This is a genomic window from Atopobium minutum 10063974 (assembly GCF_000364325.1).
GTDB lineage: Bacteria > Actinomycetota > Coriobacteriia > Coriobacteriales > Atopobiaceae > Atopobium > Atopobium minutum.
Window position 1 is genome coordinate 934,254 of sequence record NZ_KB822533.1, and the last position, 14,852, is coordinate 949,105.

15 protein-coding genes are annotated in these 14,852 nt (G+C 47.6%); 13 read left to right on the forward strand and 2 right to left on the reverse strand.

The window, feature by feature from the left end; genetic code table 11:
* The 13 genes from HMPREF1091_RS04275 (at window position 1) to hflX (ending at window position 13,351) form a co-directional block, all read left to right on the forward strand.
* Window positions 1-1,512 carry a helix-turn-helix domain-containing protein gene (locus HMPREF1091_RS04275; RefSeq protein ID WP_002563605.1) on the forward strand — a complete coding sequence of 504 codons (1,512 nt, stop codon included), beginning with the start codon at window positions 1-3 and terminating at the stop codon, window positions 1,510-1,512.
* Between the two features lie 11 nt (window positions 1,513-1,523).
* Window positions 1,524-2,021: a YajQ family cyclic di-GMP-binding protein gene (locus HMPREF1091_RS04280; protein WP_002563606.1), complete on the forward strand. Its 498-nt coding sequence runs from the start codon at window positions 1,524-1,526 to the stop codon at window positions 2,019-2,021.
* Window positions 2,022-2,033: 12 nt separating this feature from the next.
* Window positions 2,034-3,374: a 30S ribosomal protein S12 methylthiotransferase RimO gene (rimO, locus tag HMPREF1091_RS04285; protein WP_002563607.1), complete on the forward strand. Its 1,341-nt coding sequence runs from the start codon at window positions 2,034-2,036 to the stop codon at window positions 3,372-3,374.
* A gap of 3 nt (window positions 3,375-3,377) precedes the next feature.
* A complete protein-coding gene (gene pgsA / locus HMPREF1091_RS04290) occupies window positions 3,378-4,001 on the forward strand; it encodes a CDP-diacylglycerol--glycerol-3-phosphate 3-phosphatidyltransferase (RefSeq protein WP_002563608.1) in 624 nt (207 codons plus the stop codon).
* Between the two features lie 3 nt (window positions 4,002-4,004).
* Window positions 4,005-4,514, forward strand: a complete 510-nt coding sequence (locus HMPREF1091_RS04295; protein WP_002563609.1) for a CinA family protein — start codon at window positions 4,005-4,007, stop codon at window positions 4,512-4,514.
* 126 nt (window positions 4,515-4,640) lie between these two features.
* A complete protein-coding gene (recA, locus tag HMPREF1091_RS04300) occupies window positions 4,641-5,720 on the forward strand; it encodes a recombinase RecA (RefSeq protein WP_002563610.1) in 1,080 nt (359 codons plus the stop codon).
* Between the two features lie 5 nt (window positions 5,721-5,725).
* Window positions 5,726-6,391 (forward strand): regulatory protein RecX, encoded by a 666-nt coding sequence (locus tag HMPREF1091_RS04305; RefSeq protein WP_002563611.1) that lies wholly within the window; start codon window positions 5,726-5,728, stop codon window positions 6,389-6,391.
* A gap of 264 nt (window positions 6,392-6,655) precedes the next feature.
* Entirely contained in the window at window positions 6,656-8,215 is a 1,560-nt protein-coding gene (gene rny / locus HMPREF1091_RS04310) for a ribonuclease Y (RefSeq protein WP_002563612.1), read from the forward strand.
* 3 nt (window positions 8,216-8,218) lie between these two features.
* Complete coding sequence (locus HMPREF1091_RS04315) at window positions 8,219-9,310, forward strand: ATP-binding protein (RefSeq protein ID WP_002563613.1); 1,092 nt, start codon at window positions 8,219-8,221, stop codon at window positions 9,308-9,310.
* A gap of 108 nt (window positions 9,311-9,418) precedes the next feature.
* Window positions 9,419-9,715 carry a stage V sporulation protein S gene (locus HMPREF1091_RS04320; RefSeq protein WP_002563614.1) on the forward strand — a complete coding sequence of 99 codons (297 nt, stop codon included), beginning with the start codon at window positions 9,419-9,421 and terminating at the stop codon, window positions 9,713-9,715.
* Between the two features lie 21 nt (window positions 9,716-9,736).
* The gene (gene miaB, locus HMPREF1091_RS04325; protein WP_002563615.1) at window positions 9,737-11,107 is read left to right on the forward strand and encodes a tRNA (N6-isopentenyl adenosine(37)-C2)-methylthiotransferase MiaB; all 1,371 of its coding nucleotides are present in this window, start codon (window positions 9,737-9,739) and stop codon (window positions 11,105-11,107) included.
* Window positions 11,104-12,039: a tRNA (adenosine(37)-N6)-dimethylallyltransferase MiaA gene (gene miaA / locus HMPREF1091_RS04330; protein WP_002563616.1), complete on the forward strand. Its 936-nt coding sequence runs from the start codon at window positions 11,104-11,106 to the stop codon at window positions 12,037-12,039. The genes miaB and miaA overlap by 4 nt, the downstream gene beginning before the upstream one ends.
* Window positions 12,040-12,043: 4 nt before the next feature.
* Entirely contained in the window at window positions 12,044-13,351 is a 1,308-nt protein-coding gene (gene hflX, locus HMPREF1091_RS04335; protein WP_002563617.1) for a GTPase HflX, read from the forward strand.
* On the opposite strand, the gene HMPREF1091_RS04340 is transcribed toward hflX, so the two are convergent.
* Together HMPREF1091_RS04340 and lexA are read right to left on the reverse strand one after the other, a co-directional pair.
* Window positions 13,346-14,089: a heparan-alpha-glucosaminide N-acetyltransferase gene (locus tag HMPREF1091_RS04340; RefSeq protein WP_002563618.1), complete on the reverse strand. Its 744-nt coding sequence runs from the start codon at window positions 14,087-14,089 to the stop codon at window positions 13,346-13,348. The two genes, hflX and HMPREF1091_RS04340, sit on opposite strands and share 6 nt — an antisense overlap.
* Window positions 14,089-14,754, reverse strand: a complete 666-nt coding sequence (gene lexA, locus HMPREF1091_RS04345) for a transcriptional repressor LexA (protein WP_002563619.1) — start codon at window positions 14,752-14,754, stop codon at window positions 14,089-14,091. Before lexA ends, HMPREF1091_RS04340 begins: the two co-directional genes overlap by 1 nt.
* Between the last annotated feature and the right edge of the window lie 98 nt (window positions 14,755-14,852).

A 14,852-nucleotide genomic window follows, 5' to 3' on the forward strand; every position in this document is an offset into this window, starting at 1 on the left:
ATGGCTTATCCACGCTTTAGCGAGCTGTTGCGTAATCGTCGCATGCAGCTTGGACTGTCTATTGAACAGGCCGCTCGAGTGCTCAAACTTAAAGAGCAGGCACTTATCGCTTTTGAAGAAGCGGATTTCACGTCCATTCCTAAGTCTGGCTATGCACAAGGCATGCTTTCCTCGTACGCTCGCTATCTCGGCTTAAACCCCCGTGAAGTGGTAGATCAGTTCCAAGAAGATTTGTATGAACATACCAATGGGGTTATGTCTCATGAATTGCGCCGTCGTACGCGCGATGGTGTGCATGGGCGTGGGCCGATGGAAGCCTCCAGCTATGAGCTGCCCCTTGTTGGAAAGCGCTCATTCAATTCTCGCTTGCCCGAGCCGCCACATTTGCTTCCTGAGAATCCCGTGTTGGGTCGTACTGGTTCCTTTGATACCACCTCTCAGGCGCGCTCGCGCTCAGAGCTGTATCAACAGGGTAGTTCTAGCCTGCGCAACTATGAGTCCACCAGCACCAACCTGTCGACTCAGCCCAACGATGCATATCCACAGGGTCGTCCCTATACCAGCAGCTCTGCCTCCTCGGCGTATACGAGTCCTCGTCGTTCTTCTCGCCGTTCTCGTAGCGGTGCGGGATCGCAAGCTGGTCAAAGTCGCTCTACAACGCCGCGTACCGGTGACGTGGTTTCTCGCCGGCCGACATCAGATCAGTATACGGATGACCTGCGCATTGACAATAATGCCCGCAGATATGAGGCTGCCTCTTCTCGTCAGGGCAGGCATTCCTATCGCAACATTGCTTCTACCAACCGTCCTTCGGTTAAGCGCAATGATGAGCTCAAACGTCAACAGCTGCGCAACAGGCGTTCCCGTACAGCGCCTCAGCAACCTGGCGTCATAGGCTTTTTGAGCTACTTTTTTTCTGATCGAGTTCGCACCATAGTAACCATTTTAGTAGCCTTAGTACTCGTGCTTATTATTTTGATTGCTACAGCTGTTCGTTCCTGTACCAGTCGCGTTACCGATAGCAAAAAGACGGTAGCAGTAGAAACAGCAACACCCGCGACAACCACTTCTACCACGGATGCTGCAAGCACCGCTGCCTCTACCGAGGCTACAGCGGCTACCACTACCGCTCCGGTTACTGAGACTGTGGTAAAGGTGGCAGTAAACGATGGTGCTGTTACCTGGCTAGAAATTATCAATGATGGAACTTCAGAGGTTGCCCAAACCGTTACGGGACCGTGGTCAAAGACGTATACCGTTACCAAGGAAATCACGGTACGCGTAAATGACACTTCTGCGGTAAGCATTACTAAAAACGGGGAGAATGTACGTTTTGACGAGCATTCAAGCGGGGTAGGCACCATTACCATTCAGGGCACTAATCCCAATGCTGCTACCGCTGATGCTGCGGATGAGAGTTCTAGCACCAACGATGCAAAGAGCACAACAACAGGCTCTGCAAAAAAGAATAGTTCTGACGCTTCGTCCAAATCGTCTTCCAACAACAACTAAGGAGAATCGCCATGGCTAAAGACTCTAGTTTTGATGTGGTATCTACCGTGGATATGCAGGAAGTTGACAACGCTTTCCAGCAAACAGCGCGCGAGCTCACGCAGCGCTACGACCTTAAAGATACCGGTGCCACGATTGAGCTTTCTAAGGCAGAGAGCACCATTACTGTTCATGCGCCTTCCGAATTTACCGCTTCTCAAGTAACCGATGTTCTTGCGAGCAAACTTATTAAACGTAAGGTTGACCTTAAAGCTTTACGCTGGGACAAGCCTCAAGCGGCAACAGGATCTTCTGTGCGTATAGTTGGTCATATCGTTCAGGGCATTGAGCAGGAACTTGCTAAAAAGATCTCCAAGGATATTCGTGATCAAAAGCTTAAGGTTAAAGCTACAGTAGAGGGTGATAAGCTTCGAGTTTCCTCTGCCTCAAAGGATGCTTTGCAGCAAGTTATTAGCTTCCTTCGTGAGAAGGACTATGATCAAGCTCTTCAATTTGTTAACTATCGTTAGGATCAAGCGTTTATGCCGTCTGTTTGTTATGTCACGCTCGGTTGTGCAAAAAATGAAGTAGATACTGATCGCATGCGCGCTTTGCTGCGCATGAGCGGCTATGCCGATGCTACTGGGGTTGAGGATGCAGATGTTGTTTTGATCAACACCTGTTCTTTTCTCGCCAGTGCTACTACAGAAAGTATCGAGACAACCCTTGAGCTTGCAGAAGGTATGACTTCTGGTGTACGTAAAAAGCCCATTATTATGTGTGGCTGTGTTCCATCTCGCTATGGCAAAGAGCTACCTCAGGAACTTCCTGAGGTTGCTGCCTTTGTGCGTACCGATGAAGAGGATGGCATTGTTACGGTGGTTTCAAGCGTACTGGGCATTGATCAGCAGACCTGTGTTACTGATTATTCTACCTATGCGTTGCGTACCGTTGAAGGTGCAAGTGCGTTTGTCAAGATTTCTGATGGCTGCGATCGTTTTTGTGCGTTTTGCGCCATTCCCTATATTCGTGGGCGGTATGCCTCAAGGTCCGCGCAGGAGATTTTGGATGAAGTTCATGCTCTGATGGAGGGTGGCGTTCGCGAAATAGTGCTCATTGGCCAAGATACCGGTGTTTGGGGTAAGGACATCAAGGGTTCTTATAACCTTGCATGGTTGTTGCGTCAGGTTGGCAAAGCTGTACGCCCGTATCAGGCTTGGGTTCGTGTTTTATACTTGCAGCCAGAGGGTATGACGGACGATCTTATCGCTGCTATTCGAGATACTCCTGAGGTTTTGCCTTATATTGATATTCCCATTCAGCACTGCTCGGGATCTGTTCTTAAGGCAATGAACCGCAGAGGTAACGCAAGTGAGTATCGCAAGGTGTTTGATCGTCTGCGTACAGAGATTCCCGGTATGGTTTTGCGCACCACGGCACTCACGGGGTTTCCAGGAGAAACCGAGCATGATTTCGATGAGCTCATGGGCTTTTTGTCCGAGCAGGAATTTGATTACACCTCCGTGTTCACCTACTCGGCAGAAGAGGGTACGCGCGCTGCAACGATGCCTGATCAGGTTGATGAGTCAGTTAAACTTGAGCGCACGCAGGCTCTGATTGATGTGGCTGAGCAACTTGGCTTTGCGGCCACTGCCAAACATGTGGGCGAGCGGGTGCCGGTTATTATTGACGGCATAGAAGAGGGCGACAAGGGCGCTGAGCTGATTGGTCATACCTGGTTCCAGGCACCGGATTGTGACGGTGCAGTGCATATTGCCTATGGTCAGGCGGCTGTGGGCGATGTAGTCATGTGTGATTTGGTTGATTCGTTTTGTTACGAGCTTGTTGGTGAGCTTGTGAACGCTGCAGATGAGGAAGCATAAGGTATGAGTACAGACTCTTCTACGAGCAAAAAGGCTGGTTCTGGTATTCGTTGGACAGCTGCCAATATTGTTACTACTATTCGAGTGGTACTTATTCCTCTATGGATTTTGCTAGCAGAGCTTATCTCTTCTAAGAGTGATGGCACCACTGTAAACTGGGGCGGGTTTGTCGTCTTTGTATTCTTTGCTTTTTTGTCTCTTACCGATAAGATCGATGGATATCTCGCTCGCAGCAGGGGAGAAGTAACCGTTTTTGGTAAGTTTCTTGATCCCATTGCAGACAAACTGCTTGTCGTGACGGGCATGATTTGGCTTTTGGAACAAGGCTTTGTTCCTGCTTGGAGTATTGTTCTAGTTATTTCTCGTGAGTTTTTAGTATCTGGCCTGCGTATGGTGGTTGCTTCTAAGGGTACTGTTGTTGCAGCAAGTAACTTAGGAAAATGGAAAACCGCAACTACTATGCTTGCCTTATGTGGTTACATGCTGGCCCTTACCCTTCCTGCGGGGACGCTCTGGCTTGTCATCTTTGGTATTTCTACCTTCAGTTTTTATGTAGCAATGATTCTTACCGCTTGGTCTGGCATTGATTACTTTATCAAGTCTTGGAGTTCTTTAGGCGAGGATTAACTCATGGAAACACCACGTTGCGTGTGCAATCAAGATACGTATGAGCTGGCAGCTAAGGTTGTTCAGCATGCCTGTGCCCACAATCAACGTCTGGCCACGGCAGAATCTTGTACCGGCGGCCTGGTAAGTGCCGCACTTACTTCGGTAAGTGGATCGAGTGCTGTTGTGCGTGGGGGCATTGTTAGCTATGCCATTGAAGTTAAACATGAGGTACTTGGTGTAGATGCGCAGACACTTTCTGATGTGGGTGCTGTATCTTCTGAATGTGCCCAGCAAATGGCTCAAGGTGCAGCCAGGGTTCTTAAGGCTGATTTTGCGGTATCGGTTACCGGCATTGCTGGACCTACTGGTGCAGAACCCAACAAGCCCGTGGGTACCGTTTGGTTTGGCCTGTGTACACCATCTGTAGTTACAAGTTTTGTTAAATACTTTGATGGCAATAGGGATGACGTGCGTCAACAGGCTGTCTTGACGGCTCTTCAGGCTTTGCTGGATGAACTGGTGCGTTGCTAGACCTCTGTCAGGCCTCTGTTTATGGTTGTTTGATTTATGTTGGCTGCTTCTTGCAAAATGAGTAGTATCAATTGACACAGAACAGGTGTTCGTATATTCTCTTTCGTGAGAGAAGGGAAAAATCCTATGGCAAAAAGTAAAGGTCCAGGTCGCGAGATTCACGCTAAGACAACGGGTGAAGAGCGCGAGAAAATGATTGATACTACTACAGCAGAGATTGAGAAGCGCTTTGGTAAAGGTGCAATCATGCGTTTTGGCGACGGTGGCCCAGACCTTGAGGTGGAGGGAATTCCAACCGGTTCTGTTGCCTTGGATGCCGCTTTGGGTATTGGTGGTGTGCCACGTGGTCGTATTATTGAGATTTATGGACCTGAGTCTTCTGGTAAGACCACGCTTTCTTTAGAGATTCTTGCAGAGGCACAAGCGCTTGGTGGCGTTGTAGCATTTATCGATGCGGAGCATGCGTTGGATCCTGGCTATGCTGCACGTATTGGCGTTGATATTGACGATGTTTTGATCTCACAGCCGGATACAGGCGAGCAAGCCTTGGAAATTTGTGACATGCTTGTGCGCTCAGGCGCTATTGATGTTGTGGTTGTAGACTCCGTAGCTGCTTTGGTTCCTCGTGCAGAAATTGAAGGAGAAATTGGCGATACAACCGTGGGCTTGCAAGCTCGCCTGATGAGCCAGGCCCTACGTAAGCTTGCTGGATCTTTATCTAAATCCAATACTACCTGCATTTTCATCAATCAGCTTCGTGAGAAGATTGGTGTAATGTTTGGTAATCCAGAAACGACGCCCGGAGGTCGTGCACTTAAGTTCTTTGCATCCGTACGCATGGATATTCGCCGTGTTGATTCCATCAAAGAAAGTGGAGAGGTTGTTGGTAATCGCGTGCGCGTAAAGATTGTTAAAAACAAGGTAGCGCCACCTTTCAAACAGGCAGAATTTGACATTATGTATGGCACCGGTATCTCCAAAGAAGGCTCTATCTTAGATATGGCCGTTGAGTACGATATTGTTAATAAGTCGGGCGCTTGGTATACCTACCAAACCGAGCGTTTGGGGCAGGGTCGTGAGGCTGCTAAGGAGTTCCTACGAACAAATCCAGAGCTCTGTCTTGAGATTGAGCATAAGGTTCGTGAAGCCTGTGGCCTTGAACTGAGTGATGAGCCTGTAGGTGCTCCCATACTGGATAAAGAATAGCTATCGTGCCTGCCGAGACATTTTCATGGGATTGCGAGCTTCCTGATAGGACTGCTTCTGTTTTGGGCGCTCGCAAACCTAAAGCACAACTGCGTATCACTTCGGAAATAATGGGAGAAGAAACATTTTATATTCCCATTGTGGTTGCTCGGAAATTGCTTAGTGCTCACAAAAAGCATGAAATTGTTCCTCAATCACGTGCCGAAGTGCTCTATGAGCTAGGCCGTCTCTCAGAGCACTGCGCTTTTTTGCGTCTTACTAAGCTCGTGGATAGAAGGGACTATTCCAGCAAAGAAGCTTCTGACAAGCTTCGTTTGGACGGCTATTCTCAAAAAAGTATCGAGTATGCTCTTGCACGTGCTATTAAGCTTAATTTTATTAATGATCAACGCTTTGCAGAGGTCTTTATTCGTTCAAAAGTATCTATGGGCTGGGGTAAGCTACGCATAGAGCGAGAGCTTTTAGCTAAGGGTATTGATATAGCAGAAATTTCTGGTTGGCCAGATGATTTTTATGAAGAACAGAGTGAGTCTGATCGGGCTTATGCCTTTATTTGCACCAAGGCTATTCCAGAGAAAAATGCCTATCAAAAACTTATGAGAAAACTCGTCTCACGGGGATTTTCTTATGAGGTGGCTTCTCATGCGGTAAAACGTTATCTGCAAGAATAGGGTTTTCCCATATTTTTTTAATAAAGTTCATGAATTACTGCATTTACGCAGGTAGGTTAAATAGAAAGATTTGACAAGTTCAGCTTATCTACCTACGATTAGAAGGTCACTTGAGTTTACTTGCGTCTGCCATAGGTTGACGTTTTATATATGTTTTGATGAGTTTTGCCAACTATATAGCGGTCCTAGGTGCTCTTTTGACGGGTTCAATCCGTAAAGATTGATTCCTGAACTAATTCATATACTTCTTAGGAGAGCAGTTTTATGGAACCGATTTCGATTTTGATTGGCATTGTGTGCCTCATTGTAGGTGCTGCTGGTGCCTATTTCATTGCAAATAGCGCTCATACCAAGCGTGTGCAAGAAGCCCAAGCAAAAATTAAAGAAGCAGAAGATAAGGCAAAGCAAATCCATGTAGATGCTCAGCGTCAGGCAGAAACTTCGCGTAAGGAAGCTGTGCTTGAAGCTAAGGAAGAAATTCTGCAAATGAAGCAGGCTTCAGAAAATGAAGAGCGTCAGCGCAAGAGTGAACTTCGCAGCATGGAAAATCGTATTATGCAGCGCGAAGAATCTCTTGATCGCCGCAATGACGCACTGGATAAGCGCGAGCATCATCTCTCTAGCCTGCAAGGTCAGCTTGATCGTAGGCGTAATGATTTAGATGGTATTATTTCTCAGCAAACCATAGAACTTGAGCGTATTTCTGCATTAACTACGGATGATGCTCACAAAGAATTGCTTGATAGGGTTCGTAAGGACACCATCAAAGAAGAAGCACAGATTTTGCGTGAGTCTGAGACGCGCGTACGTGCAGAGGCAGAAAAAACCGCCCGCAAGATTGTTTCCATTGCCATCCAGCGCTGCGCCTCTGATCAGGCCGGTGAGATCACGGTTACTTCAGTGCACATCCCATCCGATGATCTTAAGGGTCGCATTATCGGTCGAGAAGGTCGTAATATTCGTACCTTTGAGCAAATCTCCGGCGTTTCTCTGGTTATTGATGACACCCCAGAAACCGTTGTGCTTTCCAGTTTTGATCCTGTCCGTCGTGAGACCGCTCGTGTTGCGCTAGAAAACCTCATTGCGGATGGCCGTATTCATCCTGCACGTATTGAAGAGATGTACAAGAAGGCAGAAGAACTGGTAAATCAGCGCGTTCAGGAGGCGGGCGAGCAGGCTGCATTTGATTGTGGTATGCATGATTTGCATCCAGAAATCATCAAAATCCTTGGTAAGCTTCGCTACCGTACGTCTTTTGGTCAAAACGTGCTGCAGCACTCCATACAGGTTGCAGAGCTCTGCGCCATTATGGCTTCTGAGCTTGGGATTGATCCCATTCCGGTGAAGCGTGCTGGTCTGTTGCACGATATTGGTAAAGCTATCGATCATGAGGTTGAGGGTCCTCACGCTGTTATCGGCGCAGATTTTGCTCGTCGGTATGGCGAGCGTGCCGATATTGTGCATGCTATTGAGGCACATCATGCTGACATTGAGCCTAATACCATCATGGACCTTCTCGTCCAAGCTGCGGACGCCATCTCTGCGGCGCGTCCGGGTGCTCGTCGTGAATCTGCAGAGAACTACATTAAGCGTCTAGAGAAGCTTGAGACTATCTCCAACGCACATGAAGGCGTTGAGCGCACCTATGCTATGCAGGCCGGTCGTGAGCTACATGTCATGGTAGAGCCTCAGAAGATTTCTGACTCTGAAGCCACCATTTTGGCTCATGATATCGCTCAGCAAATTGAGGATGAGATGGAATATCCTGGCCAGGTTCGTGTGGTTGTCATTCGTGAGTCTCGCGCCGTGGACATTGCTAAGTAGGATATGAGCACATCTGCTCAGCAACATAACGATTTGCTCGACTTTGTAGAAACACTTTCGGGCGATAAGACCCTTCGCGTTGAGGAAAACTTGGGCGAGGGGTTTGTCCGTCTACGCGTAGCAGAAGCGGAACGTCGCCAGGCTAAGCATGATATCCGCTGCTCAGAGGATGTTATTGTTGAGATGCTGCGCAACTCGCGTGATGCCGGTGCTCGTCACATCTACGTAGCTACTGCTCGCGAGAAGGACGTGCGCACCATTGTTGTTCTTGATGATGGTCGGGGCATTCCTGACTATATGCATGCAAAGGTCTTTGATGCGCGCGTTACTTCCAAGCTGGAATCGATGCATATGGACCGTTGGGGCGTGCATGGACGTGGCATGGCGCTTTATTCTATTAAAGAGAACAGCAGTAAAGCCTGTGTTATGTCTTCTGACGTAGGCAAAGGTTGCTCCATTCAAATTGTGACCAATATCTCTCAGCTTTCAGAGCGTGCAGACCAATCAACCTGGCCACAAATTGGTGTGGATGACGGCGGCAATCAAAGCGTTATTCGTGGCCCGCACAATATTGTGCGAACGTGTTGCGAGTTTGCACTAGAGGAGCGCCCTGGGGTTTTCGTGTACCTCGGTTCTCCTGCAGAGATAGTTGCAACTATCCGTGCGCGGGTTCGTCCTGAAATTGATGATGCAAAGCTGCTGTTTATTGACCGTCTTGATGCATTGCCCGTGCTACACAGGCTGTATGCTGCAGCTGATGCACTTGACCTGCAAAAGGTTGCTCAAAGCCTTGGTTTGGATATCTCAGAGCGTACTGCCCATCGTATTCTTGCAGACCAGATCAGGCCACAGCGCAGCGTTGTTGCACAGCTCACACACGCATCAGATGCAACAGCAAATCATGAAGTAGATCTGCTTAAAGATTGCCGAGGTCTTAAGCTCTCAAAAGATGATCTCGATGATTTTTCTCGCCTGCTTGAGCGCGATTTTGAGCTGATCGCAAATCGATACTATGTTTCGCTGGCCGGTCAACCAAAGATCAGGGTCTCAAAAAATAGGATTTCAGTCAGTTTTGAAATAGATAAAGGCGATTAGTAACATTTTTAATCTTTCATGTATTTTGTCCAAGCGGTATCGTACAATGAACCCGCATAAACGCAGTACACATACGCTTACATACAACAATTTGCAGGAGTCATAGCAATGGAGTTTCTAAAAGTATCAAGTAAATCCTCGCCAGCCTCTGTCGCGGGCGCCATTGCTGGTATGGTTAAAGACGGAACTCCGGTAAACATGCAGTGTGTTGGAGCGGGTGCTGTTAACCAGGCAATTAAGGCTTTGGCGATTGCGCGCGGTTTTCTCATCCCCACGGGCATTGACATTTCCTGTGCGCCTACGTTTTCTGATATTTCTATTGGTGGAGAAAATCGTACCGCTATCAGGATTGCTGTATATGTGCATCGTCTTGCTGCACCTTCAACAGAAACTTCTGCTGAGTAATTTTTTGGAGAGAAATTTTTAATGGCTGATTTTCCTGTTCTTGTGGGCAAAACCTACTCTATTAAGACCTTTGGCTGCCAGATGAACCTGCATGACTCAGAGCGCGTCTCTGGTCTTTTGGATTCTATTGGCATGAATGAAGCACCTTCAATGGAGGAAGCCGATACAAACGTCTTTATGACCTGTTGTGTGCGTGAGAAGGCCGATACGCGCCTGTATGGTCAGGTTTCTTCCTTGGTAAGTGCCCCGGTTCCTGCGGCTGGCAAGCGCGTTGTTGCGGTTGGTGGATGCATTGCCCAGCGTGACGGTGAGAATCTGCGCAACAACATTCCCAATGTAGACGTCGTTTTTGGCACCCAGGCCATTCAGAATTTACCTCACTTGCTTGTTGAGGCGTTCAACTCCCAAAGCAACAGCACGATCTATGCCGATACAGAAGAGTCCTACAAGAATTTCTCGACAGAGCTTCCCAGTAATCGCGCGCAGTCATTCCACGCCTGGCTGCCCATTATGACGGGCTGTAATAATTTCTGCAGTTATTGTATTGTCCCGTACGTACGTGGCCGAGAAAACAGTCGTGACATGGAGGACATTGTTATAGAAGCAGAGCACCTCGTGCACGATGGCGTTCGCGAGATTACCCTGCTTGGTCAAAACGTCAACTCATATGGGCGCAATCGTTATGGCAAGCCTCGCTTTGCGGAGCTGCTGCGCCGTGTGGGCAATACAGGCATTGAGCGCCTGCGCTTTACCTCCTCGCACCCCAAGGATTTGTCCAGCGATACCATTGCTGCTATGGCAGAAACTCCAGCGGTTATGCCGCATCTTCATCTGGCGGTACAAAGTGGCTCTACCAAGGTACTGCGTAAGATGAATCGCCATTATACTCGTGAAGACTTTTTGCACTTAGTGGACAACCTTCGTGCCACCATGCCCGATATTGCGCTTTCCACAGACATTATCGTTGGTTTTCCCGGCGAGACCGAAGAGGACTTTGAGCAAACACTTTCTTTGGTAAAAGAGATTGGATTTTCTTCGGCGTTTACCTTCATTTATTCTAAGCGTCCAGGTACTCCTGCCGAGAAAATCGTTGATTCTACTCCTCATGAGGTAATTCAGGAACGTTTTGAGCGCCTTGCCCAGTTGGTGAGCACGCTTTCATATGCGTCTAACCAAGCTGACCTTCATACGGTCTCTGAAGTGCTTGTGGAGGGTCGTTCTAAGTCTGATGAGAACGTTATGGTGGGCCACAGCCGCAAAAATCAAACCGTACACTTCTCGGTGCCCAATACCATGCAAGCCCAGGATCTTATCGGCAAGATTGTAGATGTGCGTGTGGATGAGGCGCGTACTTGGTATCTGCGCGGGCCTCTGATTGGTGCCGTGCGATGACAACTCCCGTTGTCTGCATAGTTGGGCCAACGGCATCTGGGAAAAGTGCTCTTGCTGAGGTATTGGCGGAGCATTTTTGCGTTCCAGTCATTTCTGTAGATGCTATGCAAGTCTATAGGGGTATGGATATTGGTACCGCAAAAACCCCGCCTGAGCAGCGCCGGGTAGAACTGCAAATGGTGGATGTGTGTGACGTTAATCAAAACTATTCAGTTGACTTGTTCCAAAAGCAGGCACGTCGCTGTGTTGATGCACTTTTACGTGAGGGTCGTCAGCCCATTTTATGCGGTGGTACGGGGTTGTATCTCGATGCTGTCATCGATGAGATGGAGTTTCCTGCTGGCGACATACAAAGCGCTTCTCGTGAGCACTATACACGGTTTTTAGAAGAGCAAGGCCCTGCGGCGCTATATGAACTGTTGTGTCAAAAAGACTCCCAGAGCGCTCATGAAATACACCCCAACAACATGCGTCGTGTTATACGTGCGTTAGAGCTGCATGATCAGGGCTTGTCGTATGCCTCAATCCATAGTGGGCTTCTTCAAAGAAAGGCGCACTATCCCGTGTTGATCTTTGGTCTTACGCACAATCGAGAAGAACTGTATGCTCGAATTGATACGCGCGTTGACTGTATGTTTGAGCAGGGTCTTGTGGATGAAGTGCGCGCGCTTCTTAAGCAAGGTCTTTGCAATGCTCAGACGGCTCATAAGGCAATTGGGTATAAAGAGATTATTGATGCACTTGAAGGGCGTATCTCACCGGATGAGGCGCGCGCTTTGATCAAGCTTCATACCAGGCACTATGCAAAGCGTCAGCTTTCTTGGCTTAAGCGTGACAAAAGAACCATTTGGGTTTCTTTGGACGACATGACGCAGCAAGAAGCTGTTACGTTCATTACAAGCTCGATCGAACAATGGAAGCAAGATCGGTAGTACTATGGCTAAACCTCAGCGCTTTAAACCGCTTTCAACTGCGCCGGTAGCAGAACGTGCGATTTTGGTCGGCGTAGATTTTGGAAAAGGGGAGTGGAGCATTGATGAGTCCTTGTCTGAGCTGGAGCGCCTTGCTCAAACCGATGGAGCAAAGGTTGTTGGGCGCCTTACACAAAGGCTTGACCATCCTGTTTCAAAGACCTTTATTGGATCCGGCAAGGCACAAGAACTTGTAAGTATGGTTAAGCGTCTTGAGGCAGACGTTGTCATTTTTGACGATGAGCTTAGCCCTTCTCAGCAGTCAAATCTCGAGAAGATCATTGGAGAGCCCACTAAGGTCATTGACCGCACAGCCCTTATCTTGGATATCTTTGGTGTTCATGCTAAAACGCGTGAAGGGCGTCTTCAAGTGCAGCTTGCTCAGCTGCAATATCTGTATCCACGTCTGCGTGGTATGTGGAGTCACTTGGTAGGCGAACAAACCCGAGGAGGCATTGGCAGCCGTTTTGGACAGGGAGAAAGCCAGCTTGAGGTAGATCGTCGTTTGGTGAGAAAACGTATTGGCATGCTCAAGGAAGCGCTTGCACATTTAGATGTGCGTCGTGCCACACAAAGTAAAGCGCGCTGGGAGTCTGGAGTATGGCGTGTGGCATTAGTGGGTTATACCAATGCAGGTAAGTCAACACTGCTTAATGCGTTAACCGGCGCAGAGGTCTATGCGCAGGATGAATTGTTTGCCACGCTGGATCCAACAACGCGCTCTCTTGACTTATCTGAAGGTAGGAAGATTACCCTGACAGATACGGTAGGCTTTATCCAAAAATTGCCTACTACCTTAGTTGAGTCCTTCAATTCAACGCTTGCAGAAGTTAAGGCCGCAGATCTCATAGTAAAAGTGGCAGACGCGAGCGATGTCCATCTCATAAAACAGCTACAAGCTGTTGACGAAGTGCTGCAGCAAATTGATGCGCAGGATATTCCGTATATTGTGGCTCTGAACAAATGCGATTTAATTTCACCAGAGCTCAAGCGTACGCTGAGGTTTACGTTTCCCAAAGCAGAGTTTGTTTCTGCTGCTCAAAAGACTAATCTGGATGGTCTTTTGTATCGCATTGCCAAAGAAGCATCTGCAGGAAATAGCGTTATTACCGTTAGGATTCCCTACGATAAGGGCATCTTGCTCAAAATGATTCATGAGCAGGCGCAAGTTATCCGAGAAGAGTATACCGAGCAAGGCCTTCTCGCCACCGTAAGCGTTGCCACACGTATGGAGCAGACCCTTACGCCGTACAAGATTGTTGCAAACTCATAAGAACAGGAGTTGTACTAATCCTAAGAGCAGCGGCTGATGTAAGACGTATATCAGCAAAGCATGCCGGCCGACAAGCTCTAGTGGCTTGCATTGCATATTGATAAACCAGCTTGGGATTCCAGTTTTTTGCCAAGCAGTGCAAAAAGACCATGCTGCAAAATAGATAAGGCCATAAGGGAGTAAAGGGTAATAATCGCCCGAGGCAAATCCAGGTCCTGGTAGTCCAAGCCAGCTAAAGTATGGAGTGGAGTACAGCTGAGAAGGAAGCATAAGTCTCATGCCAAGTATGTCTATATAACCACTTGAAAGAGGAAGTAGACAGAAAAATACTACAATGCGCAGCGCGCCTAGCTTATATCCGTTGATTTTAATCTTGCAATGTTGAATAATCCCAGCTAAAAGTGTAGATACGCCAAGGCAGTATATAATTCCAAAGTTAATGGGCGTATCTACAGCAACAATACTGGTGACAAAATAAATAATGAATGCGAGCAGTAAAAGTTTGCAAGAACGTTTGATATTGTTTTTTGAATAGCATGCCATGCAGCCTGCAATGCCTAAAAAAGTCCATGAAATGCTATTACGCCAGAGGTCTTCAAGTAATCCATCAAACCAAGGCAGTGCAAGAGGAGAGAAGCTTGTTAGGTCGTAGCAAAGGTGAAAGAACACCATAGATACAACAGCAATGCCCCTGAGAACATCAAAGCCATGAACTCTTTGAGTCTGGACCTTTTTCATTAGGAGATAGAACGAATAAGTGCGGTTACCCTGCCTAAAATCTTAGGATTTTTGACATAAATGGGATCCATGGTGTCATTTTCTGGTTGTAGACGAACGCGGTACTTCTCACGATAAAAGGTTTTTACCGTTGCAGAATCATCAATAAGCGCAACAACAATCTCTCCGTTATGGGCATCTGCCTGCTCTTTTACTACAATAAAGTCTCCGTCAAAGATACCGGCATTAATCATTGAATCACCGTGAACACGCAAAATAAATGAGCTGTAATCACCAACAATGCTTGTAGGTAAAGAGAGGTTTTCTTCTACATTTTGCTCGGCTAAAATTGGCTGCCCAGCAGCAACTCTTCCTACAACAGGAAGAGAAATGAGATTGTTATTAACATCAAGCGATACCGTGGCCAGCTTTGAATGGGCTGCTGGTGTAGGCTGTGTATCTTCTTGCTCCGTTACAACACCGATTGCACGCGGCTTCTTAGAGTCTCGATGGATAAAGCCGTTATCTTCAAGGTATTTCAAATGCATATGAACAGTGGAAGGTGATGCGAGACCAACGGCACGCCCAATTTCACGAACTGAAGGCGGAAAGCCATGCGTTTGAGAATAGACACAAATATAGTCATATATCTGCTGTTGACGCGCGCTGAGCTTTGCTGTAGCCATTTCATCCTCCTTGTAGGTATAAAAAGATACTACCTCTGTTCTAAAAAATATGCAAACATTTGTTCGTTTTTACTTGACAAGAACATATGTTCGTAGAT

Excerpts from the sequence above, each read along its gene's own strand:
- HMPREF1091_RS04275 (WP_002563605.1), top strand. The coding sequence starts at position 1 with ATGGCTTATCCACGCTTTAGCGAGCTGTTGCGTAATCGTCGCATGCAG.
- HMPREF1091_RS04280 (WP_002563606.1), top strand. The coding sequence starts at position 1,524 with ATGGCTAAAGACTCTAGTTTTGATGTGGTATCTACCGTGGATATGCAG.
- rimO (WP_002563607.1), top strand. The coding sequence starts at position 2,034 with ATGCCGTCTGTTTGTTATGTCACGCTCGGTTGTGCAAAAAATGAAGTA.
- pgsA (WP_002563608.1), top strand. The coding sequence starts at position 3,378 with ATGAGTACAGACTCTTCTACGAGCAAAAAGGCTGGTTCTGGTATTCGT.
- HMPREF1091_RS04295 (WP_002563609.1), top strand. The coding sequence starts at position 4,005 with ATGGAAACACCACGTTGCGTGTGCAATCAAGATACGTATGAGCTGGCA.
- recA (WP_002563610.1), top strand. The coding sequence starts at position 4,641 with ATGGCAAAAAGTAAAGGTCCAGGTCGCGAGATTCACGCTAAGACAACG.
- rny (WP_002563612.1), top strand. The coding sequence starts at position 6,656 with ATGGAACCGATTTCGATTTTGATTGGCATTGTGTGCCTCATTGTAGGT.
- HMPREF1091_RS04315 (WP_002563613.1), top strand. The coding sequence starts at position 8,219 with ATGAGCACATCTGCTCAGCAACATAACGATTTGCTCGACTTTGTAGAA.
- HMPREF1091_RS04320 (WP_002563614.1), top strand. The coding sequence starts at position 9,419 with ATGGAGTTTCTAAAAGTATCAAGTAAATCCTCGCCAGCCTCTGTCGCG.
- miaB (WP_002563615.1), top strand. The coding sequence starts at position 9,737 with ATGGCTGATTTTCCTGTTCTTGTGGGCAAAACCTACTCTATTAAGACC.
- miaA (WP_002563616.1), top strand. The coding sequence starts at position 11,104 with ATGACAACTCCCGTTGTCTGCATAGTTGGGCCAACGGCATCTGGGAAA.
- hflX (WP_002563617.1), top strand. The coding sequence starts at position 12,044 with ATGGCTAAACCTCAGCGCTTTAAACCGCTTTCAACTGCGCCGGTAGCA.
- HMPREF1091_RS04340 (WP_002563618.1), bottom strand. The coding sequence starts at position 14,089 with ATGAAAAAGGTCCAGACTCAAAGAGTTCATGGCTTTGATGTTCTCAGG.
- lexA (WP_002563619.1), bottom strand. The coding sequence starts at position 14,754 with ATGGCTACAGCAAAGCTCAGCGCGCGTCAACAGCAGATATATGACTAT.